The following is an 18964-nucleotide window of genomic DNA, read 5'->3' as shown; positions in this document are numbered from 1 at the left end:
CCTACTGGAACCGCGCGGCCGCTCAGGGGCGACCCGATCGCGCCGGTTCGGCGTTCACCGCGACCGGGCTGGTCGCCGTCGTAGCCAGTACTCGATCCGAAAGCTGGCCGAGGCAGCTGAGATTCGGGAAGCCGGGGCCCTGCGCCAGTCCGGCCAGATTCGGCAGGTACAGCTTCGCGTCGAGCCCGTCGACGGCCAGATCGTGGCCCATCGAGGCTTCGAGCCTGGCCTGGGTGATCGGTCCACCGATGGCCAGCTCGACCAGATCGGCGGCATCGGCGTCGAACAGGTCGAGGAACCACAGCGCCTGCCCGCCGGTGGCGTCGACCACCAGATCGAAGTTGTGCTGCTGATCCGGCCGCAAGTCGTTACGCAAGGTGAGCGAGACACCGTCGCCCTGTTCGGCCACCCGTACCACCCGGCCCTGCAAGTGGTGCACGCGGTTGTCGGCCAGCAGCGACTCCTGCACCCGCACCGAGAACACGCCGCGATCACAGCGCCGCATCACATCCCTGCGCTCGTCGATACTCAGCGCGCGCCACTTCGCGGGGTCGCTGAACAGGGAGTTCTCGAAATAGCTCTCGCCACGGGTGTAGATGGTCGCGCCAGGGGAGATCACCGAGACCGTCAGTACGTCGTGGCGGACCAGCTCGTCCATGGCCGAACCAGCGGTCTCACCACCGCCTATGACGGCCGCTCGCGAGGACACCGGCAGCTTCCGCTTGCCTGCCAGATCCCAGAACTCGGCGATGCTCAGCACTTTCGGATGGTCGGCGAGCGCACGGCCGCTATTGCCGGGACCGGTGATCATCAGCTGATCGGCATCGATCTCACTGGTCACACCATCGGCGTCGGCGACGGTCACCAGCCAGCCGTCGGCCGCGGCCGAAATCTTTCGCACACTGCCTGCGACGAGGTCGAGATCGATCTTGCGGGCGACCCACTGCAGGTATTTGGCCCAGACGTTGTGCTGCGGGCTCGGTCGGCCGCGGTCGACCCACTCGGCGTAGGTGCCGCGCTCGACCAGGAACGAGGACCAGCTGAACGCCATCATGGCTTCGTTGATCGCCTGGTTGTGGCCGCGCGCCCAGGTCGAGTGATACGGGAACCCCAGATCCTTCTCCGGGCTGGTGCCGAGTTGGTGCCGACCATCGGTCCAGCCGCCGGTTGCCAGCCAATTGCCGCCCACCGCATGCGGCTCCACCACCGTCACATCCGGCGCGGGCAGACCGAGGGTGCGGAGCACATGCGCCTTGGCCGCCACGGCCATCGCCTTCGGTCCGGCTCCGACAACGAGAAGTCTGTCCACTGGTTCTCCACTCTCTCGACACATCGCAGCAACGGCGATTCCAGCCACCGCTCAGCAACCGATATCAGCGATCAGCTGCGGGACGCGCTGCCACCTCCACAGGATGAACCACACTCCCGTGTTTGCATAGGCTTACCTTATCTAATGGGTAAGTGTCAGCCCCTTGGGGCCCGAGGCCCCCGCCCAGCCTGCGGTGGTTTCACGCAAGCTGGGCAGGCGGGCCTCAGGGCCGCAGGACGTACTTGCCGCGCAGGCCACCGGTGGCGACCGAACGGTGTGCGTCGGCCACCTCATCGAGTGGCACCACTGCGTACACCCGTGCAGGCAGATCACCGGCTGCGGTTGCTTCGAGGAGCTGAGCCAGCCGGGCGCCGTCGGGGCGGGTCTGCACCGCATGCACCGTGATACCCCGCTGCGGCGCCGGCGCGGCGCTCGGTTGCACACCGACGAACAGGCCGCCGTCACGAACCAGCGCGAGCCCTTCCTCCTGTAGCGCGGCAGCGTCGGCGACCGCGTCCCAACCGGGCGTTGCCACCGCGGTGAAGTCGGCACCGAGTCCACGGACGAACTTCTCATCCGTGGTCCGCGCCAATCCCGTCACCCGCCAACCACGATCCTGGGCAAGCGGAATGAGATACCCCCCGACCGCGCCCGCGGCACCGGTGACCAGCAGGTCGCGGCCCGCGCCGGCACCGAGCAGGTCGACCAGCTGTGCTGCGGCCAGCCCGTTGACCGGGACCGTGGCCGCCTCGACCAGGTCGAGGCCATCGGGTACCAGCGCGACATCCGTCGCCTGGACCACGATCTGCTCGGCATAGGCCCCGTAGTCGCGGTCGAACCCGGCGACCAGCCCCGCGACCCGACTGCCGACCGGAATGTCGACCTCGGGCCCGGCAGCGGTGACGATGCCCGCGAAATCCCACCCCAGACCCGTGTGGTCGGGCTGGTCGATCAACCCGAGCTGGTGGAACACCCCCGCAGCCACCGCCAGGTCGACGGGATTGACCGTAGCCCCGGCAATCTGGACCCGGACCTGTCCCGGACCGGGCTCGACCACCGGCACGTCGATGATCTCGATGGACTCGGGGCCACCCGGTGTGCGAACGACCGCGGCGCGGAAAGTGCTGGACATATCAGCCTCCTATAGATTTTCCGTTGTTGCCCCTCCACAATGGATGGGTAACTCTCCATCGGGAAGTAGGCACTTCGGAGTGCGTAACTCTCCGCACGGCAGGAAGGAGCAGTCGATGCCGACGACGACAGCGGCTCAGCAGCGGGCACAAGCGAAACTGGACTACGACGCCTTTTTGGCGAACTGCCCCAGCCGTCAACTGCTCGACCGGATCTCCGATAAGTGGGTGGCACTGGTGCTGGCCGCGCTCGGCAGCGACGGCCCACACCCGGAGCCCGCCGCCGCAGGCGAACCGCGCGCCATGCGCTATTCCGCATTGTCGCGGCGACTGGCCGGCGTCAGCCAGAAGATGCTCACCCAGACGCTACGGTCCCTCGAGCGCGACGGGCTGCTCACCCGGACGGTGACCCCGACCGTGCCCACCACGGTGACCTACGAGCTGACCGACCTCGGCCTGTCGTTGCACAGCCTCGTGTACGGCATCAAGATGTGGGCCGAGGCCCATATGGACGAGGTGCTCGCCAACCGCGAGGAGTACGACCGCGCGGCCGGCTGACTCTGCCGCGGCCGAGCCGTGCGTGACCGGCCGATCAGCATGCGGGCGCAGACAACGTCAGCCCGGTGTCGAAGGCAGTCTGGTTCCCGGCCCCGAATGTGCCCCGCTGGTGCGGCGGTAGCCGGTGCCGATGGCGGCCAGTTCGTCGGCGGTGAGTACGTCTTCGATTCGGGTGAATCCGGTCGGCGCTCGTTCGGCGACCATATGCAGAATGCGGTCCATCGGCATTTCTCGGTTCGCGAGGACGATGGCGTTGGCCTGCTCGCGGCGAGCCGATTCGTAGCGCGCGAGGCCGGTGACGGGGTCCGGGGCGGTGGCGAGTTCGGTGGCAAGTACCCGCGCGCCGAGGATCGCCTGCGAACCGCCGTTGGAGCCGATCGGGTACATCGGGTGCGCGGCGTCGCCGACCAGCGTAATGCGACCGGTACCCCAGTGCGGCAAGGGATCTCGATCGACCATCGGGTACTCGAGGATCTCACCACTGGCCGAGATCAGTTCGGCGACATCGAGTCCGGCGATCTGCCAGCCCGCATAGTGGGGCAGCACATCCGCGAGGCGACCCGTTCGGTTCCAGTCGGGATCTTGCGCTGCTTCGTCGTCGACCCGGACTTCGGCGACCCAGTTGATCACGGCCCGTCCACGCTGTTGCGCCGCACGTGAAATCGGGTAGGCGACGAGTCGGGCCGCCTTGTTGGAACCGGCCAGGATCATCGTCTGCCCGTCGAGAAAGGGCTCGGCTTCGGCGATACCCCGCCACATGCGAATGCCGTTCCAGCGCGGGGCCTGTTCCCCCGGATGCAATTGCGCGCGCACAGCGGAGTGCAGACCATCGGCGCCGATCAGCGCGTCGGCGACCAACTCGACGGTGGTATCGGTCGCGCGGTCGTAGGCTCGGCACAGTAGGTGCTCCGCGCCCTCGATGGCGGCCTCGAATCGCAGGCCTTCACGCACCGCGTCTGCACCGAGACGCTCCCGTACCGCCCGCAGCAATATGGTGTGCAGCTCGCCCCGGTGGATCGAGTACTGCGGCCACCGGTGTCCGGCGGCGAGACCGCGTGGCTCGCTCCAGATCCGGTTGCCGAATCGATCGAAATGCACTGCCGCGGCGGTGGGAATCGCGCTGTCGGCCAGCGCTGCACCGACCCCGAGTTCGGTCAGTTCCGCCACCGCATGTGGTAGCAGATTGATGCCGACACCCAGCGGGCGCAGCGCCCGAACACCATCGATGACCTGCACATCGATGCCAACGGCGTGCAGGCTCAGCGCAGTTGTCAGTCCCGCTATCCCAGCTCCGGCGACCAGTACCTTCACCGCGCCGCGCCGCTCGGGACCAGGGCAGGATTGAACTGTTCGCGGATATGGGCGATGGCGGTCGTTTCGTCGGTCAAGACGTACTCCTTGTAGGCACACGCTGTTGCTTCGTCCCCATCCCAGATATCCCAGCCGGTGGATACGACGGTGCGGCCGAGAAACCGGCGTGAGGCCAGGAGACCGTGTCCGATCGGTATTCGGGCATCGGTCAGGATCGCGGTCAGCTGCGGGTCCCGGCACGTGACGGTCACTTCATTGCGCGATACCGCAGTGCCGTCGACGCGCAGTTCGGACCTCCTGGACACCACCTGTTCCTCGCTGGTGCACGCCAGCAACTCACGTACCCGGTCGGACAGTCCCGATGCCGCCGAGACCCGCTGGTCGAGCAGAGTGAGCGACAACGTCTCCCCTAGCAGCGCTTCGAGCATCCGGGTGGTCGACCCGTCGGCGTGCAGCAGCATCCGCGTCACCGGCGGAAACCCCGCGGGCCCCGTATCGCTGTCGACAACCCGTCCATCGATGCTTCCGATACCCACCGAGCCGCACTCCCCCGCCGTTCCAGGAACCAACCTCGGCAGATTAACCCACTCCCGCCACGGCGGCCGTCTGGACGACACCGCCGCAGGTTGCCGAAACCGATCAGATCCGTTGTCGTGCAATGTCTTTAGTGTAGGCCTCAGTGGCCGATGGGTTGTACCCGGGAATGGGGGCACACGTCACGGTGTTATCGCTGCACAAGTGACCGCAACGACCGAGGAGATCACGATGGCCACCACCGGATCCGCGCAACTCGTCGACACGTCGACCGAATTCGGCGCCCGAGTCGCCGAGCGCCTGGACAAGGAGCAGGTCGTCTGGCTCACCACCGTCGGCCCCACCGGAACCCCGCAGCCGAATCCGGTGTGGTTCCTCTGGCATGACGGCGAGTTCCTGATGTTCAGCCAGCCGGACCGGCCGAAGCTGCGCAATGTCGCCCGCAACCCACGGGTCGCGCTGCATCTGAACAGCACCGAGTCCGGCGGCGACGTGGTGGTGGTGACCGGCACGGCTCGCGTCGACGACACCGAGCTCTCCGCCGAGGAAGCCGACGCCTACGTCGAGAAGTACACCGAGGGGCTGGTCAGCATCTCCATGACCCGGGAGAAATTCTTCGACGAGTACTCGGTGCCGGTGCGCATCACGCCGGACCGGCTGCGCGGATTCTGAGACACCACCAACCGGTCGATGGCCGTCGACGGTCGGCACCTTCGCAACCGACCGTCGATTACTGTCGTTACCGATGAGAAGAAGGCAGCAACCTCCGCTGCCGAAGCGGTACGGCTTGGACCCGGCCCGACTCCGGCTGCCGGACGACGGCGAGTGGGCGACGATCCGCGACCATCTGGTGCACCGTCTGCCCCGGGTGCCTGCCGCCCGCATCGACGAACTGCTGCGTGAGGGCGGCATCGTCGATCTGGACGGGCCGATCGCACCCGACGCGCCGTATGTCCCCGGCGGCGCGGTGTGGTTCCACCGGGATCTGCCGGAGGAAACCGAGGTGCCCTTCGACATCCCGATCGTGCACCGCGACGATCACCTGCTGGTCGTGGACAAACCACATTTCCTGGCGACCATTCCGCGTGGTCAGCACATCCTGCAGACCGCGCTGGTGCGGTTGCGCCGAGAGCTGGATCTACCGGACCTGATCCCGGCGCACCGCCTGGACCGGGCCACTGCGGGCTTGGTGCTGTTCGTGATCGATCCCACCCGCCGCGGCGCCTATCAGACGATGTTCCACAAGCGCACCGTCCGCAAGGAGTACGAGGCGCTCGCGCCCTACGATCCGTCGCTGGAGCTCCCGCGGACCGTACGCAGCCGGATCATCAAAGAAAAGCAGGTGATCGCGGCGCAGGAGGTTCCCGGTGAACCCAATGCGGAAACCCACATCGAGCTGCTGGAACACCGCGACGGACTCGGCCGGTACCGGCTCTACCCGCACACCGGCCGCACCCATCAGCTCCGGCTGCATCTGAACTCGCTCGGCGTTCCCATTCTCGGCGACGACTTCTACCCCGTCATCACCGATAAGCCCGTGAGCGACTTCACCCGCCCACTCCAGCTACTCGCCTCGACCATCGAATTCACCGACCCGATCAGCGGGGAGCCACGTCGCTTCGAAACCCGCCGCACGCTGCAGGCATGGGCCGATCCGGACGGCTGGGCGGCCGGATCGATCACACCGTGATCAGCGTCTCCACCCCACAGAACGCACAGGTTCGGTCCGTACACTAACGGCGATGTCTTCCACCGTCCTCGACGCCGCGGTACCGCTCCGTCGCCACAAGATCCACGCTTACCTCGACATAGCGGTCGTGGTCGCGGTGCTGGCGGGTACCAATCTGATCGCGCACTTCACCACCGCATGGGCCAATATCGTCACCGTGCCGGTCGCGGCGCTCATGCTGCTGATGATGATGCGGCGCCGCGGCCTCGGCTGGACCGAACTCGGGCTGTCCCGTCGGCATTGGAAGCGCGGCGCCCTCTACGCACTCGCCGCAGTCGGTGTGGTGCTCACCGTCGTCGCGATCGGTGCGGCGCTACCGATCACCCGGCCGTTTTTCATGGCCGACCGCTACGCCACCATCTCCGGCGCGCTCATCGCGTCGATGATCATCATTCCGCTTCAGACGGTGATCCCGGAGGAGCTGGCGTTCCGTGGCGTCCTGCACGGCACGCTCGGACGCGTCTACGGCGCGCGCGGGGTGTTCGCGGCCGGTTCGCTGCTGTTCGGCCTGTGGCATATCGCCTCCTCACTCGGGCTGACCTCGGGCAACCGTGGACTGTCCGAGATCGTCGGCGGCGGCGTCGCCGGCCAGATCGCGGGCATCGCGCTGGCGGTGGCTGCCACCGCGGTGGCGGGTGTGGTGTTCACCTGGTTGCGCCACCGCAGCGGAAGTCTGCTCGCGCCCATCGCGCTGCACTGGTCGGTCAACGGTGCCGGAGCGCTGGCCGCCGCCGTCGTCTGGCAGACCACGATCGCCTGAGCCGGTCAGTCCCGGCGGCGGCAAGCGTCACCAGGTAAGGCCGCCGATCAGACAGATTCCAGCATTGCCCGAGGCACTCAGCGCAGCGCCGGGATGACCTCCCGCTCGAACAGCTCGATTCCCGACAGGTCGTATGCGGCCTCGGGGAAATAGCAGATCGCGTACTCCAGGCCGAGATCGCGCAGCTCCGACAGGTTGGCGATCACTTGATCGACCGTGCCGACGCCGGGCATGCCGCGGAATGCACTCAGCGAGGCATCCACCTGCTCCGGCGTAGCGAACCGCGCCAGGTGGGCGCGCAGATTCTCCAGGCGCTGCTGCACCTCTGCCTCGGTGCGGCCGATGGCGATGTTGTAGTCGGCGGTGCGGGTGATGGCCTCGAACTCGGTCCCGGCCTCGGCGCAGTGCTTGCGCAGGATCTCAGACTTGTGCGCGAAGCCGGCGGGGGTGCCGTCGAAGTTGGTGTAGTCGGCGTACTTCGCCGCGATGGCGAGGGTGACCTTCTCGCCGCCGCCCGCGATCCAGATGGGAATCCCGCCCTCCTGGAGCGGGCGCGGGGCGACAATGGCGTCATCGACCTGGTAGTACTTGCCGTCCAAGCTTGCCCGGCCCTGCGTCCACGCCTGCCGGAAGATCTGCACGCCCTCGCGCAGCCTGCCGAGCCGCTCCCCCGCCGACGGGAACCCGTACCCGTAGGCCCGCCACTCGTGCTCGTACCAACCGCCGCCGATACCCATCTCCACCCGGCCACCGGAGATCACATCCGCGGTCGCCGCCACCTTGGCCAGATAGACCGGGTTCCGGTAGCTCATCGAGGTACACATCTGGCCGAGGCGGATCCGGTCGGTTACCGCGCCGAGCGCCGACACCAGCGACCACGCCTCATGCGTCGCCTCCTCGGTCGGCACCGGCACGGTGTGAAAGTGGTCGTACACCCACAGCGATTCCCACTCCGTGCCCGCGTCGGCTCGCTGGGCGAAGTCCCGGATGACCGGCCACTGACGCTGCGGCTCGATCCCCACCAGGTCCAGCCGCCACCCCTGCGGAACGAACATCCCGAATCGCATGATCACACCCATTCGTGTTGTCGAGCGCACGCGTGAATCGCGAACGCGCGTTCCATCCTGCACGTCCCGGCGCCCGGCGAGCAGCATTTACTGCGGTCCGAATCGAAAGCCCGCACAGCTCAGCCGACGGCCCTGCGCTCGATGTGAAGATCGTCCTCGGTCATGGCGAGTGGGCTGATCACCAGCGCACTTGCCTCCTCCTCAGCAGTGCTCGCAGATCCCGGTGGCGGGCAGCTGGATGAAACAGCTGGAGCACACCACCACGCGACTTTCCGGGTCGGACTTCGCAGCGGCGGCCGTGGTGCTGGTGCCGCGGCGGGCCGCACCTCCGCGCGGGACGAGCGGCGGGATGCCGCCGTCGGCGGGGACGTCGGCGCCGTGGGCGGCGTAGCACGCCCAGCGGGCGTAGGCGGCGTGCGATTCGATATCGGCGGGGACGGGGAGGGCGGCTAGTTCGAGCACGTACTTGTAGCTGTCGCTGACCTTGTGGTTCTGCTTGACGCACAGCGCCGTCAGCGGCGGCTCACCGGCCTTGTGGCAGCGGCGCGCGACCTTGCGCAGGATCGCATCCATCCAGGTGCGGGTCGGTGCGTCGGTGCGCACGCCCGTCACGGTCTGCACCCGCTCGGCCAGCTCTTTCACCGTCACGAAATGCCCATAGCCCGTAGCGGTTTCGGCCAGCACCTCATGCGCGGCCAAAGCCCACGCCACGGTTGCGTCCCGGAACATCACCCCCGTGCCGTCGTCGATCCGCCAGGCTCCCGATGTCGTCGTCGCAGCATCCCTCATAGCCCGTCCACGTTAGCCCCCGATACCCGCGACACGCCAAACCCACCACGGGCATATCGTGTTTCGGCTTCATCACATTCGGGGCAGTCCCGGCATACCGGCAAGAAACGACGAAGGCCCGCTTCCGGAAAGGAAGCGGGCCTTCGAGACTCGAGCCGAAGAGAAAGGCTTACTTGGCCTTCTCCAGGACCTCGACCAGACGCCAGCGCTTGGTGGCCGACAGCGGACGGGTCTCCATCAGCTGAACGCGGTCGCCGACGCCGGCGATCTCGTTCTCGTCATGCGCCTTCACCTTGGAGGTGGTGCGAATGATCTTGCCGTAGAGCGGGTGCCGGTGACGGTCTTCCAGCTCGACGACGATCGTCTTGTTCATCTTGTCCGAGACAACGTAGCCGACACGAACCTTGCGGCTGTTGCGCTCTTCCACTTTCTCGCTCATGCCGCATCTCCCTTGTCAGCAGGTCCGGTGGCCAGACCGAGCTCACGCTCACGCATGACCGTGTAGATACGCGCGATCTCGTGACGCACCACACGCAGACGACGGTTGTTGTCCAACTGTCCCGTCGCCATCTGGAAGCGCAGATTGAACAGCTCTTCCTTCGACTCGCGCAGGCGGGCGACGAGCTCCTCTTCGGTGAGCTCACGGAGCTCTGCGGCCGGTGTTCCGGTAGCCATCAGAACTGCTCCTCCCTGGTCACGATCCTGCACTTCATGGGGAGCTTGTGCATCGCGCGGCGCAGGGCCTCGCGAGCAGTCTCCTCGTTCGGGTAAGACATTTCGAACATCACGCGGCCGGGCTTGACGTTCGCGATCCACCATTCCGGCGAACCCTTACCGGAACCCATGCGGGTTTCGGCAGGCTTCTTGGTCAGCGGACGATCCGGGTAGATGTTGATCCAGATCTTGCCGCCACGCTTGATGTGGCGGGTCATCGCGATACGCGCCGACTCGATCTGCCGGTTGGTGACGTAGGCGGGCTCGAGAGCCTGGATGCCGTACTCACCGAACGCCACCGAGGTGCCGCCCTTGGCCATACCGGAGCGGCCCGGATGATGCTGCTTGCGGTGCTTGACCTTGCGAGGCATCAGCATGCGTCAGCCCTCCTGTGTCTCTGCCGGTGCCTCCGCCACGGCGGTGGCGGCGCGGCCGGCCTCGGTGCTGGTCGCAGTGGTGCCTGCGGAACCGGAACGACGCGGGCGGCTCGGACGCTCGCGGCGCGGGCGATCGCCGGCCGGAGCGCTCGGGGCGGCCAGCTCACGCTTGCCACCGACGATGTCGCCCTTGTAGATCCAGACCTTCACACCGATACGACCGAAGGTGGTCTTGGCCTCGTAGAGGCCGTAGTCGATGTCGGCACGCAGCGTGTGCAGCGGCACCCGGCCCTCGCGGTAGAACTCCGAGCGCGACATCTCGGCGCCACCGAGGCGGCCCGAGCACTGCACACGGATGCCCTTGACGTTCGGCGAACGCATGGCCGACTGGATGGCCTTACGCATCGCACGACGGAACGCCACACGGTTGGACAGCTGCTCGGCCACACCCTGAGCAACCAGCTGCGCATCGGACTCGGGGTTCTTGACCTCGAGGATGTTCAGCTGAACCTGCTTCTTGGTGAGCTTCTCCAGCTCGGCGCGGATGCGGTCGGCCTCGGCGCCACGGCGACCGATGACGATGCCCGGACGCGCGGTGTGGATGTCGACGCGAACCCGGTCACGGGTGCGCTCGATCTCCACCTTCGAGATGCCCGCCCGCTCCATGCCGGTGGACAGCAGCTTGCGGATCGCGACGTCTTCCTTGACGTAATCCGCGTACTGCTTGTCGGCGTACCAACGGGACTTCCAATCGGTGGTGATACCGAGGCGGAAGCCATGGGGATTGATCTTCTGTCCCATTTACTTTGCCCCTCCCTTCCGGCGGCCACGAGTGGCGCCGGCAGTGGGCACGCTCTCGACCTCGATGGTGATGTGGCTGGTGCGCTTGCGGATCCGGAACGCACGGCCCTGGGCCCGCGGCTGGAAACGCTTCATGGTGGCGCCCTCGTCGACGTAGGCCGTCGAGATGACCAGCGAGTCGGGGTTGAGGCCGAGGTTGTTCTCGGCGTTCGCCGCGGCACTCGCCACGACCTTGGCAACCGGTTCGCTCGCGGCCTGCGGCGCGAACTTCAGGATCGCCAGTGCGTCCTCGACGCGCTTGCCGCGGACCAGGTCCACGACGCGACGAGCCTTCATCGGGGTGACGCGCACATGCTTGGCGGTCGCCCGGGCAGTGGGGTTCTGAGTTTCGGTCGTCATCGCCGCTTGCTCTTCCGGTCGTCCTTGACGTGGCTCCTGAACGTCCTGGTCGGCGCGAACTCACCGAGCTTGTGCCCGACCATGTTCTCCGAGACGAACACCGGCACGTGCTTGCGGCCGTCGTGGACCGAAAAAGTGTGACCGATGAAATCCGGGGTGATGGTCGAACGACGCGACCAGGTCTTGATGACCTGCTTGGTGCCCTTGTCGTTCTGCACGTCCACCTTCGCTTGGAGGTGGTCGTCGACGAACGGACCCTTCTTAAGGCTGCGTGGCATTTCTTACCTCCTCCTTCAGCGCTTCTTGCCGGTCTTGCGACGGCGGACGATGAGCTTGTCGCTCGGACGGTTGGGCTTGCGGGTGCGGCCTTCCGGCTGACCCCACGGCGAGACCGGGTGGCGACCACCGGAGGTCTTGCCCTCACCACCACCGTGCGGGTGGTCGACCGGGTTCATGACGACACCACGGACCGTGGGACGGCGTCCCTTCCAGCGCATACGGCCGGCCTTGCCCCAGTTGATGTTCGACTGCTCGGCATTGCCGACCTCGCCGACGGTGGCGCGGCAGCGCACGTCGACGCGGCGGATTTCACCGGAGGGCATACGCAGCGTGGCGTAGGGGCCTTCCTTACCCAGCAGCTGGATGCTCATACCGGCCGAACGGGCCAGCTTGGCACCGCCACCGGGACGCAGCTCCACCGCGTGGATGGTGGTACCGGTCGGGATGTTGCGCAGCGGCAGGTTGTTACCCGGCTTGATGTCGGCGGTGGGGCCGGACTCGATCGGGGTGCCCTGCGTGATGCCCTTGGGCGCGATGATGTAGCGCTTCTCGCCGTCCCGGTAGTGCAGCAGCGCGATGTTCGCGGTCCGGTTGGGGTCGTACTCGATGTGAGCGACCTTGGCCGGGATGCCGTCCTTGTCCAGCCGACGGAAGTCGATCAGACGGTAGGCGCGCTTGTGACCGCCACCGCGATGCCGGGTGGTGATCCGGCCGTGGGCGTTGCGGCCGCCGCTCTTGGTGAGCGGGCGGATCAGCGACTTCTCGGGCGTCGACCGGGTGATCTCGGCGAAGTCCGAGACAGACGACCCGCGGCGGCCCGGGGTTGTCGGCTTGTACTTACGGATTGCCATGAGTTCTTCTCTACTTTCTGGATTCCCAGGCGCTTACGCGACCGGGCCTCCGAAGATCTCGATGGGCTTGCTGTCGGCCGAGATGGTCACGAGCGCGCGCTTGGTGTTCTTGCGCTTGCCGTAACCGAAGCGGGTCCGCTTGCGCTTGCCCTGACGGTTGGCGGTGTTGACGCTGGTGACCGTGACGCCGAAAACCTTCTCGACGGCGATCTTGATCTGCGTCTTGTTCGAGTCCGGGTGCACGAGGAAGGTGTAGGTACCTTCCTCGATCAGCCCATAGGACTTCTCCGAGATGACCGGCGCAAGCAGGATGTCGCGGGGGTCGGCGATGGTGGTCACTTGCTCTCCTCCTGTGCCGCCTCAGCAGGCCCGTGCACGAAGGCGTTGAGGGCCTCGACGCTGAACACGACTTCGTCGCTTTCCAGCACGTCGTAGGTGTTGAGCTGATCCGGCGCGATGGGGTGCACGAACTCGAGGTTCTGCACGCTCTTCCAGGCCGCGAGGTCCTCGCGACCGAGCACGACCAGGAACTTCTTCTTGTCCGACAGCTCGGAGAGGAAGGTCTTCGCGGTCTTGGTCGACGGGGTCTGGCCCGCGACCAGTTCGGTGATCACGTGGATCCGCTCGTTACGCGCACGGTCCGACAGAGCTCCGCGCAGCGCGGCGCGGATCATCTTCTTCGGGGTTCGCTGGCTGTAGTCGCGCGGCTTCGGGCCGTGCACGATGCCACCACCGGCGAACTGCGGCGCGCGGGTCGAGCCCTGACGGGCGCGGCCGGTGCCCTTCTGCCGGTACGGCTTCTTACCACCACCGCGGACTTCGCCGCGGGTCTTGGTGGAGTGCGTGCCCTGACGCGCGGCGGCGAGCTGCGCGACGACCACCTGGTGCATCAGCGCAATGTTGGCGGTCGCGTCGAAGATCTCCGCGGGGAGTTCGACGGTGCCGTTGCTCTTGCCACCAAGTTCCTTGACCGGCAGGGTCAGGTTGGTCTTCTTCTCAGTGCTCACAGCGCTCATGCGTGCGCACCACCCTTCACGGCGCTCTTTACGATCACGACGCCGCCCTTGCGACCCGGGATCGCACCCTTGATCAGCAGCAGGCCGTTCTCGGCGTCCACCTTGTGAACCGACAGGTTCTGCGTGGTGACGCGGTCGTTACCCATGCGGCCCGACATGCGCATGCCCTTGAACACGCGGCCGGGGGTGGCGCAGCCACCGATGGAACCCGGGCGACGGTGCACGGCCTGCGCACCATGGGAGGCGCCCTGGCCACTGAAGCCGTGGCGCTTCATGGTGCCTGCGAAGCCCTTGCCCTTGCTGGTGCCGGTGACGTCGACGTAGGTGCCCTCTTCGAACACCTCGGCGGACAGTTCCTGACCGACCTCGAAGGTGGAGGCGTCGGCGACGCGGATCTCCGCGACGTGGCGACGCGGGGTCACACCTGCCTTGGCGAACTGGCCGGAGACCGGCTTGTTCACCTTGCGCGGGTCGATCGCGCCGAAGGCGAGCTGCACGGCGCTGTAGCCGTCGCGCTCTTCGGTGCGGATCTGGGTGACGACGTTCGGTCCGGCCTTGATGACGGTCACGGGGACGACGCGGTTCTTGTCGTCGAACACCTGGGTCATGCCGAGCTTGGTGCCCAGGATGCCGGCCGCTGGCCTGTTCTTGTTATCAGTCATGTCTCGAGTCCCCGTCACTGAATGTTGACGTCGACGCTGGCCGGCAGGTCGATACGCATGAGCGCGTCGACCGTCTTCGGCGTCGGGTCGAGGATGTCGATCAGCCGCTTGTGCGTACGCATCTCGAAGTGCTCGCGCGAGTCCTTGTACTTGTGCGGCGAACGGATGACGCAGTACACGTTCTTTTCGGTCGGCAACGGCACCGGCCCGACGACCCGGGCCCCAGTGCGGGTCACCGTTTCGACGATCTTGCGCGCAGATGCGTCGATCGCCTCATGGTCATAGGCCTTGAGCCTGATGCGGATCTTCTGTCCCGCCACGCTAAGTGTCCTTTTCTCCGCTTACGTTCCGTGATCCGGAAGCTGGCTTCCGTATCACCCTCATTTGCACAGTCCGAACACACGAAGACGTCTCAGTGGGAGACCACGACCGGGACGCACCCAGTCTTCGCCGCTGTTCATCTGTCATGGTTCTCCGGTCCACGCGGTCGGGCGTGTCGCCCGTCCGCTCATTCCTCGGCCCCGGAAATAATCCATGTCAGGCTCGGAACACTGTCCCGGACGTACCCACACCGGAATCCGGTGAGGTACACGATTTGGTACTGCCTGCCCCACCCGACCAACCGCTTCAGGGAAACGGGCACGGGCCGGTGCAAGGCAACCCGAACAGTATGCCCGAAGCCCTCAGCCCGATCAAATCGGGGTAGCCGCGCCCGCGAATACGGCGCTGACGTGCGCCATCACAGCCTACTACCCAGCTATCTTACCGAAGAGTAAGATACCGGTCCATGACGAAAGAGACCGCGACCTACCGCGGCTGGAAGAAGCTGCCCGACAATCGGCTGGGCCACACCCTGTTCTCGCTCGGCATGGTCGCGCGGGTGCCGTACTTCGGCACCGTGCTGCCCAACGTCGTACGGCTGGAACCGGGAGTATGCGAGGTCACCTCGCCCAAATGGTTCGGCATCCACAACCACCTCGGCACCTATCACGCCATCGCGGCCTGCAACCTGGCCGAGGTCGCGATGGGCATGCTCAGCGAGGCGACCGTGCCCGCCACCCACCGCTGGATCCCCAAGGCGATGAACGTGCAGTACCTCGCCAAAGCCGAAACCGGACTGCGCGCAGTGGCGAAGCTGGCGCAGATCCCCGATTTCGACGCCATCGTCGAGGGCACCGAGATCGTGGTGCCGGTGTCGATCTACGACAAGCACGGTCTCGAGGTCGTGCACGCCGACATCACCACCTGGGTCACGCCGAAATAGCAGCACCGCTCAGCAGGGCAGCGGGCGGTCCCGGCCGTCGAGCGCGTTGAGGATCAGCGTGATGGCGCGGGCGTCGGCGAGCATTGCGCTGTGATCGGCGATGTCGGCCGGGCAGCCGTCCTGCAACCAGACGTTGCGGGCGTCATCGCCGGTGTGCCCGAGCAATGCGGTGCTCGGGGGCGTGATCACGGTGTCGGCGCGGGAGGCGATCGCGGTGTAGCGCGGCCCTGGCACCGTCTCACCGCCGGAGTTGAGCCGGCTCAGCAGCGGCGAGCCCGCCGCCTGCTGCGTACCGGGGGTGCCGAAGACCTGGGTGGCGATCTGGGCATCGGTCAGACCGAGCGCCGCCAGATCCGGGTACATCTCCCGCAGCCCGTCCCAGGTGGTGCCGCGATACGGCGTGCCGAGCGTCACCACTGTCGCGATATCGGCCCCGCCGTAATTGCGCAGGTACTGCCGGATCACGGTGCCGCCGGTGGAATGCCCGACCAGAGCCACGCGTGTGGCGCCGGTACGTTCCCGCACCGTGCGCACCACGGCGGCGAGTTCGCCCGCCATGTTCTCGATCGAGGCCACCCCCCAGACCGGACGACCGGACAGGGCCGCGCCGACCGGGCCCACCCCGACCGAAGACCCCGCGTGACCGCTGACCGCGTCCACCAGTGCGGGCCCCTGGCCCAGGTTCGCCGCGAAGACACAGTGCCCGTCGGCGTGCAGGGCGGGAGCCAGCACGCCGAAGCTGCGGGTGATATCGGTGCCGGAACCGTGCACCAGCACCACCGGCTCCCGATTCGGCCCGGTGACGCACGCGGTGTCGTTGGCTCCGGCCAGCGGCGGAAACAGGGTCTGCGCCGTCCCGGACGGTGCGAGGGTGATCGCCGCGAATGCGACGGTCGTCACCACGAACGCGAGCCGGGTCACCCCGCGGACGGCAGCTCCGAGGGTTGGTATTCCGATGCGCATGTCATATCCCCAACGCCGGAGCCAACGTCGGCCAGGAATTCTTGAGCGCGTCCTGCCAGTAGCCCCAGGAATGGGTGCCGTCCGGCCGGAAGTTGTAGGTGGCCGGAATACCGAGATCATTCAGCCGGGTCTGCATATTGTGCGAGCAGTAATTGGTCGCACCCTCGATGATTCCGCCGAGCACGATTTGATTCGCGAAAAGCCACGGGCCTTCCAGCGAATACTTTCCGCCGTATTGGTCGTACATACCCGGCAGGCCGCTGCCGCTGGAGATATAGAGCGCCTTACCGCGCAGCCCCTCGGCCTGCACGTAGGGGTCGTTGGCGGCCCAGGCCGGATCGCCGGGCGGGCCGTACATGTTGTCCTTCTCGGCCAGGCCCCACTCCTCGATGGTGAGCCGGACGAACTCCTGCCCCGCCGGATCGCTGATCTGGGCGCATCCGCTGTAGGCGGCCGCGGCGTCGTACAGGTCGCCGGTGGTCGCCGCCAGCGCGAGGCTGCTGGTACCCGACATCGAGAATCCGGCGATGCCATTGCGGCCGCTCGAGCCGAGGTAGTCGTCGATCAGCGGCGGCAGTTCACTGGTCAGGAAGGTCTTCCACTTCTGCTTGCCCAGCCGCGGATCGTCGGTGCGCCAATCGGCGTAGTAGCTGAACATCCCGCCGATAGGCGTGACCGCGTGCACGTTCTTGTCCGCGAGGAAGTCCAGGACATCGGTCTTGGTCCCCCAGTTGGCACCGTCGACACCGCCGCCGGCGCCAAGCAGCAGATACAGCACCGGCCGCGGGACGCCGGTGTCCTCGGCCCGCATCACCTCGACCGGGATATCGAGATCCATCGCCGCCGAATGCACGGTGAGCGTGACATTGCGTGCGTCGCGCTCGGAAACCGAAACAATGGACGATGCGACAGGCGAATCCTGCGGCTCGGCCTGTGCCGAGACGGGAAGAATCGCGGCCGTGGTGACGGCGGCGGCCAGCAGGCCGAGCTGCCGGAGGTATCGACCTCTCATGATGTCCCTTCTTCACATTGGAACATCTCGATGCTCCGCGATCAACGCTATGTTGCGGCACAACAACTTTCACGACTGGAATTGCGGGGACACCAGAAGTAGGGGCACCGGTGAGCACCAGGTCGGCGGGAATCGGAACGATTCGAAATTTTCTGTAACACCGGCACTTTGCGGATCGATATATCCCGGCACACACGCCGGATGGTTGCGTCGGCGCGTCGGATGCGGTTTGAATGCCTCTATGGCAGTCAGCGCGGTCCACAACGTCGACGTGTGTGTCGTCGGGCTCGGCCCGACCGGCCGAGCGCTGGCACATCGCGCCGCCGCCGCAGGCTTGACCGTCGCGGCGATAGATCCACGTCCGGACCGGCTGTGGCCGCCGACGTACTCCTGCTGGGTCGACGAACTGCCCGAATGGCTGCCCGCCACCGCCATCGCCACCCGGATCGAAGCGCCCACCGTCTGGGCCAGACGCGAGCACCGCATTCCCCGGCCGTACTGCGTGCTGTCCAAGCCTGGATTGCGCGATGCGCTGCCGCTGGACCAGGCCACCGTCCGCGCCGGACGCGCGGTACGCGTGGAGCCGCATGTGGTGGAGCTGGACGACGGATCGATCATCTCCGCCGACGTCGTCGCCGACACCCGCGGCCTGCCCGCCCTCGGTTCGCGTCGCGCCGCCAGCGCGCACGGCATCTTCGTCGACGCCGAAACCGCCGCCCCGATGGTGACCGACGGCCAGGGCTTGCTGCTGGACTGGCGCCCGGACAACGGCGCGAGCAACGATGAACCGCCGTCGTTCCTGTACTCGGTGCCCCTCGGTGACGGCACGGTGATCTTCGAGGAGACCAGCCTCGGACTGCGCGGCGGGATGCCGCAGCACGAACTGCGCAGGCGCACCCTGAACCGGCTCGCCGCGCACGGCATCCGGCTCACCGGCAGCGAACCGACCGAGGCCGCGCACTATCCGCTGGATCAGCCGCCCCCGAAAAAGGGCACCGGCCGGGTCGTCCCCTTCGGTTCTCGCGGCGGCATGATGCACCCGTGCACCGGCTACAGCGTCGCGGACTCGCTGGCACTGGTCGATACGGCGGTCGATGCGATTGCGGATGGCCGCGATCCGGTCGCCGCGCTGTGGTCGCCGCGGGCCCGGTTCGTCTACTGGATGCGGATGCGTGGGTTGTGGGGCCTCGGCCGACTGACGACCGAGCAGTCGATCGCCATGTTCGAGGCGTTCTTCACCGCCTCACCTCGTGGCCAGCGCGCACTGCTCTCGGCGCACGACGACTACACCGCGCTAGGCGCCGTCCTGGTCAATACCGTCGCGCACACCTGGCCCTTCCGCTGGCGCTACGACTTGGTCGGCTGGACCAACCGCAATCGCTGGGTGGGCTACGAGTACGAACCCGCGCCCACCCGCGAACCGCGGCGCATCGGCTGAA

General features: G+C 66.8%; 25 protein-coding genes. 6 read left to right on the top strand and 19 right to left on the bottom strand.

The window, feature by feature from the left end; genetic code table 11:
* Positions 1–22: 22 nt before the first annotated feature.
* Both ACFXNW_RS05735 and ACFXNW_RS05730 read right to left on the bottom strand, forming a co-directional pair.
* The gene (locus ACFXNW_RS05735) at positions 23–1309 is read right to left on the bottom strand and encodes a SidA/IucD/PvdA family monooxygenase (RefSeq protein WP_379416125.1); all 1287 of its coding nucleotides are present in this window, start codon (positions 1307–1309) and stop codon (positions 23–25) included.
* Between the two features lie 223 nt (positions 1310–1532).
* The gene (locus ACFXNW_RS05730) at positions 1533–2441 is read right to left on the bottom strand and encodes an NADP-dependent oxidoreductase (RefSeq protein ID WP_379416123.1); all 909 of its coding nucleotides are present in this window, start codon (positions 2439–2441) and stop codon (positions 1533–1535) included.
* Between the two features lie 115 nt (positions 2442–2556).
* On the opposite strand from ACFXNW_RS05730, the gene ACFXNW_RS05725 reads away from it, so the two are divergent.
* Positions 2557–2997, top strand: coding sequence for a winged helix-turn-helix transcriptional regulator (locus ACFXNW_RS05725; protein WP_379416121.1), 441 nt, complete (start codon positions 2557–2559; stop codon positions 2995–2997).
* A 57-nt stretch (positions 2998–3054) separates the two neighbouring features.
* On the opposite strand, the gene ACFXNW_RS05720 is transcribed toward ACFXNW_RS05725, so the two are convergent.
* Together ACFXNW_RS05720 and ACFXNW_RS05715 are read right to left on the bottom strand one after the other, a co-directional pair.
* The gene (locus tag ACFXNW_RS05720) at positions 3055–4308 is read right to left on the bottom strand and encodes a flavin-dependent oxidoreductase (RefSeq protein WP_379416119.1); all 1254 of its coding nucleotides are present in this window, start codon (positions 4306–4308) and stop codon (positions 3055–3057) included.
* Entirely contained in the window at positions 4305–4844 is a 540-nt protein-coding gene (locus ACFXNW_RS05715) for a chorismate--pyruvate lyase family protein (protein ID WP_379416118.1), read from the bottom strand. The genes ACFXNW_RS05720 and ACFXNW_RS05715 overlap by 4 nt, the downstream gene beginning before the upstream one ends.
* A 202-nt stretch (positions 4845–5046) precedes the next feature.
* Here ACFXNW_RS05715 and ACFXNW_RS05710 point away from each other — a divergent pair, with 202 nt between their 5' ends.
* The 3 genes from ACFXNW_RS05710 (at position 5047) to ACFXNW_RS05700 (ending at position 7331) form a co-directional block, all read left to right on the top strand.
* On the top strand, positions 5047–5514 hold the full coding sequence (locus ACFXNW_RS05710) for a TIGR03667 family PPOX class F420-dependent oxidoreductase (RefSeq protein WP_379416117.1): 468 nt from the start codon (positions 5047–5049) through the stop codon (positions 5512–5514).
* Positions 5515–5587: 73 nt separating this feature from the next.
* Positions 5588–6532 carry an RluA family pseudouridine synthase gene (locus ACFXNW_RS05705; protein ID WP_379416115.1) on the top strand — a complete coding sequence of 315 codons (945 nt, stop codon included), beginning with the start codon at positions 5588–5590 and terminating at the stop codon, positions 6530–6532.
* Between the two features lie 52 nt (positions 6533–6584).
* Positions 6585–7331, top strand: a complete 747-nt coding sequence (locus ACFXNW_RS05700) for a CPBP family intramembrane glutamic endopeptidase (protein ID WP_379416114.1) — start codon at positions 6585–6587, stop codon at positions 7329–7331.
* 77 nt (positions 7332–7408) lie between these two features.
* Here ACFXNW_RS05700 and ACFXNW_RS05695 read toward each other — a convergent pair whose 3' ends face one another.
* The 13 genes from ACFXNW_RS05695 to rpsJ all read right to left on the bottom strand — a co-directional run bounded on the left by ACFXNW_RS05695 (position 7409) and on the right by rpsJ (position 14606).
* Positions 7409–8398 carry an LLM class F420-dependent oxidoreductase gene (locus tag ACFXNW_RS05695; RefSeq protein ID WP_379416113.1) on the bottom strand — a complete coding sequence of 330 codons (990 nt, stop codon included), beginning with the start codon at positions 8396–8398 and terminating at the stop codon, positions 7409–7411.
* A 201-nt stretch (positions 8399–8599) separates the two neighbouring features.
* Entirely contained in the window at positions 8600–9187 is a 588-nt protein-coding gene (locus ACFXNW_RS05690; protein WP_379416112.1) for a hypothetical protein, read from the bottom strand.
* A gap of 169 nt (positions 9188–9356) precedes the next feature.
* A complete protein-coding gene (gene rpsQ, locus ACFXNW_RS05685) occupies positions 9357–9626 on the bottom strand; it encodes a 30S ribosomal protein S17 (RefSeq protein WP_379416111.1) in 270 nt (89 codons plus the stop codon).
* Positions 9623–9862 (bottom strand): 50S ribosomal protein L29, encoded by a 240-nt coding sequence (gene rpmC, locus ACFXNW_RS05680; RefSeq protein ID WP_379416110.1) that lies wholly within the window; start codon positions 9860–9862, stop codon positions 9623–9625. Before rpmC ends, rpsQ begins: the two co-directional genes overlap by 4 nt.
* Complete coding sequence (gene rplP / locus ACFXNW_RS05675) at positions 9862–10278, bottom strand: 50S ribosomal protein L16 (RefSeq protein ID WP_067519522.1); 417 nt, start codon at positions 10276–10278, stop codon at positions 9862–9864. The genes rpmC and rplP overlap by 1 nt, the downstream gene beginning before the upstream one ends.
* 3 nt (positions 10279–10281) lie before the next feature.
* A complete protein-coding gene (rpsC, locus tag ACFXNW_RS05670; protein ID WP_163823677.1) occupies positions 10282–11079 on the bottom strand; it encodes a 30S ribosomal protein S3 in 798 nt (265 codons plus the stop codon).
* Positions 11080–11478 (bottom strand): 50S ribosomal protein L22, encoded by a 399-nt coding sequence (gene rplV / locus ACFXNW_RS05665; RefSeq protein WP_379416109.1) that lies wholly within the window; start codon positions 11476–11478, stop codon positions 11080–11082.
* A complete protein-coding gene (gene rpsS, locus ACFXNW_RS05660; RefSeq protein ID WP_379416108.1) occupies positions 11475–11756 on the bottom strand; it encodes a 30S ribosomal protein S19 in 282 nt (93 codons plus the stop codon). Before rpsS ends, rplV begins: the two co-directional genes overlap by 4 nt.
* A gap of 15 nt (positions 11757–11771) precedes the next feature.
* Positions 11772–12608: a 50S ribosomal protein L2 gene (gene rplB / locus ACFXNW_RS05655; protein ID WP_379416107.1), complete on the bottom strand. Its 837-nt coding sequence runs from the start codon at positions 12606–12608 to the stop codon at positions 11772–11774.
* A 33-nt stretch (positions 12609–12641) separates the two neighbouring features.
* On the bottom strand, positions 12642–12947 hold the full coding sequence (gene rplW, locus ACFXNW_RS05650) for a 50S ribosomal protein L23 (protein WP_379416106.1): 306 nt from the start codon (positions 12945–12947) through the stop codon (positions 12642–12644).
* Positions 12944–13624, bottom strand: a complete 681-nt coding sequence (gene rplD, locus ACFXNW_RS05645; protein ID WP_379416105.1) for a 50S ribosomal protein L4 — start codon at positions 13622–13624, stop codon at positions 12944–12946. The genes rplW and rplD overlap by 4 nt, the downstream gene beginning before the upstream one ends.
* A complete protein-coding gene (rplC, locus tag ACFXNW_RS05640; RefSeq protein ID WP_379416103.1) occupies positions 13621–14286 on the bottom strand; it encodes a 50S ribosomal protein L3 in 666 nt (221 codons plus the stop codon). Before rplC ends, rplD begins: the two co-directional genes overlap by 4 nt.
* 14 nt (positions 14287–14300) lie before the next feature.
* Positions 14301–14606 (bottom strand): 30S ribosomal protein S10, encoded by a 306-nt coding sequence (gene rpsJ, locus ACFXNW_RS05635; protein ID WP_003938093.1) that lies wholly within the window; start codon positions 14604–14606, stop codon positions 14301–14303.
* 467 nt (positions 14607–15073) lie between these two features.
* Between rpsJ and ACFXNW_RS05630 the strand changes: the two genes are divergently transcribed.
* Positions 15074–15550 carry a hotdog fold domain-containing protein gene (locus ACFXNW_RS05630; protein WP_379416101.1) on the top strand — a complete coding sequence of 159 codons (477 nt, stop codon included), beginning with the start codon at positions 15074–15076 and terminating at the stop codon, positions 15548–15550.
* A 9-nt stretch (positions 15551–15559) separates the two neighbouring features.
* Here ACFXNW_RS05630 and ACFXNW_RS05625 read toward each other — a convergent pair whose 3' ends face one another.
* Positions 15560–16513, bottom strand: a complete 954-nt coding sequence (locus ACFXNW_RS05625) for a lipase family alpha/beta hydrolase (RefSeq protein WP_379416099.1) — start codon at positions 16511–16513, stop codon at positions 15560–15562.
* Position 16514: 1 nt separating this feature from the next.
* The gene (locus ACFXNW_RS05620; protein WP_379416097.1) at positions 16515–17525 is read right to left on the bottom strand and encodes an alpha/beta hydrolase; all 1011 of its coding nucleotides are present in this window, start codon (positions 17523–17525) and stop codon (positions 16515–16517) included.
* A 241-nt stretch (positions 17526–17766) separates the two neighbouring features.
* On the opposite strand from ACFXNW_RS05620, the gene ACFXNW_RS05615 reads away from it, so the two are divergent.
* The gene (locus ACFXNW_RS05615) at positions 17767–18963 is read left to right on the top strand and encodes a lycopene cyclase family protein (protein ID WP_379416095.1); all 1197 of its coding nucleotides are present in this window, start codon (positions 17767–17769) and stop codon (positions 18961–18963) included.
* Position 18964: the final 1 nt, after the last annotated feature.

The sequence above is a fragment of the Nocardia sp. NPDC059180 genome (assembly GCF_042754945.1).
Taxonomy (GTDB): domain Bacteria; phylum Actinomycetota; class Actinomycetes; order Mycobacteriales; family Mycobacteriaceae; genus Nocardia.
This window is presented reverse-complemented; position numbering and strand designations above follow the sequence as displayed.

Excerpts from the sequence above, each read along its gene's own strand:
- ACFXNW_RS05730 (WP_379416123.1), bottom strand. The coding sequence starts at position 2,441 with ATGTCCAGCACTTTCCGCGCCGCGGTCGTTCGCACACCGGGTGGCCCC.
- ACFXNW_RS05725 (WP_379416121.1), top strand. The coding sequence starts at position 2,557 with ATGCCGACGACGACAGCGGCTCAGCAGCGGGCACAAGCGAAACTGGAC.
- ACFXNW_RS05705 (WP_379416115.1), top strand. The coding sequence starts at position 5,588 with ATGAGAAGAAGGCAGCAACCTCCGCTGCCGAAGCGGTACGGCTTGGAC.
- ACFXNW_RS05700 (WP_379416114.1), top strand. The coding sequence starts at position 6,585 with ATGTCTTCCACCGTCCTCGACGCCGCGGTACCGCTCCGTCGCCACAAG.
- ACFXNW_RS05695 (WP_379416113.1), bottom strand. The coding sequence starts at position 8,398 with ATGCGATTCGGGATGTTCGTTCCGCAGGGGTGGCGGCTGGACCTGGTG.
- ACFXNW_RS05690 (WP_379416112.1), bottom strand. The coding sequence starts at position 9,187 with ATGAGGGATGCTGCGACGACGACATCGGGAGCCTGGCGGATCGACGAC.
- rpsQ (WP_379416111.1), bottom strand. The coding sequence starts at position 9,626 with ATGAGCGAGAAAGTGGAAGAGCGCAACAGCCGCAAGGTTCGTGTCGGC.
- rpmC (WP_379416110.1), bottom strand. The coding sequence starts at position 9,862 with ATGGCTACCGGAACACCGGCCGCAGAGCTCCGTGAGCTCACCGAAGAG.
- rplP (WP_067519522.1), bottom strand. The coding sequence starts at position 10,278 with ATGCTGATGCCTCGCAAGGTCAAGCACCGCAAGCAGCATCATCCGGGC.
- rpsC (WP_163823677.1), bottom strand. The coding sequence starts at position 11,079 with ATGGGACAGAAGATCAATCCCCATGGCTTCCGCCTCGGTATCACCACC.
- rplV (WP_379416109.1), bottom strand. The coding sequence starts at position 11,478 with ATGACGACCGAAACTCAGAACCCCACTGCCCGGGCGACCGCCAAGCAT.
- rpsS (WP_379416108.1), bottom strand. The coding sequence starts at position 11,756 with ATGCCACGCAGCCTTAAGAAGGGTCCGTTCGTCGACGACCACCTCCAA.
- rplB (WP_379416107.1), bottom strand. The coding sequence starts at position 12,608 with ATGGCAATCCGTAAGTACAAGCCGACAACCCCGGGCCGCCGCGGGTCG.
- rplD (WP_379416105.1), bottom strand. The coding sequence starts at position 13,624 with ATGAGCGCTGTGAGCACTGAGAAGAAGACCAACCTGACCCTGCCGGTC.
- rplC (WP_379416103.1), bottom strand. The coding sequence starts at position 14,286 with ATGACTGATAACAAGAACAGGCCAGCGGCCGGCATCCTGGGCACCAAG.
- ACFXNW_RS05630 (WP_379416101.1), top strand. The coding sequence starts at position 15,074 with ATGACGAAAGAGACCGCGACCTACCGCGGCTGGAAGAAGCTGCCCGAC.
- ACFXNW_RS05625 (WP_379416099.1), bottom strand. The coding sequence starts at position 16,513 with ATGCGCATCGGAATACCAACCCTCGGAGCTGCCGTCCGCGGGGTGACC.
- ACFXNW_RS05620 (WP_379416097.1), bottom strand. The coding sequence starts at position 17,525 with ATGAGAGGTCGATACCTCCGGCAGCTCGGCCTGCTGGCCGCCGCCGTC.
- ACFXNW_RS05615 (WP_379416095.1), top strand. The coding sequence starts at position 17,767 with ATGGCAGTCAGCGCGGTCCACAACGTCGACGTGTGTGTCGTCGGGCTC.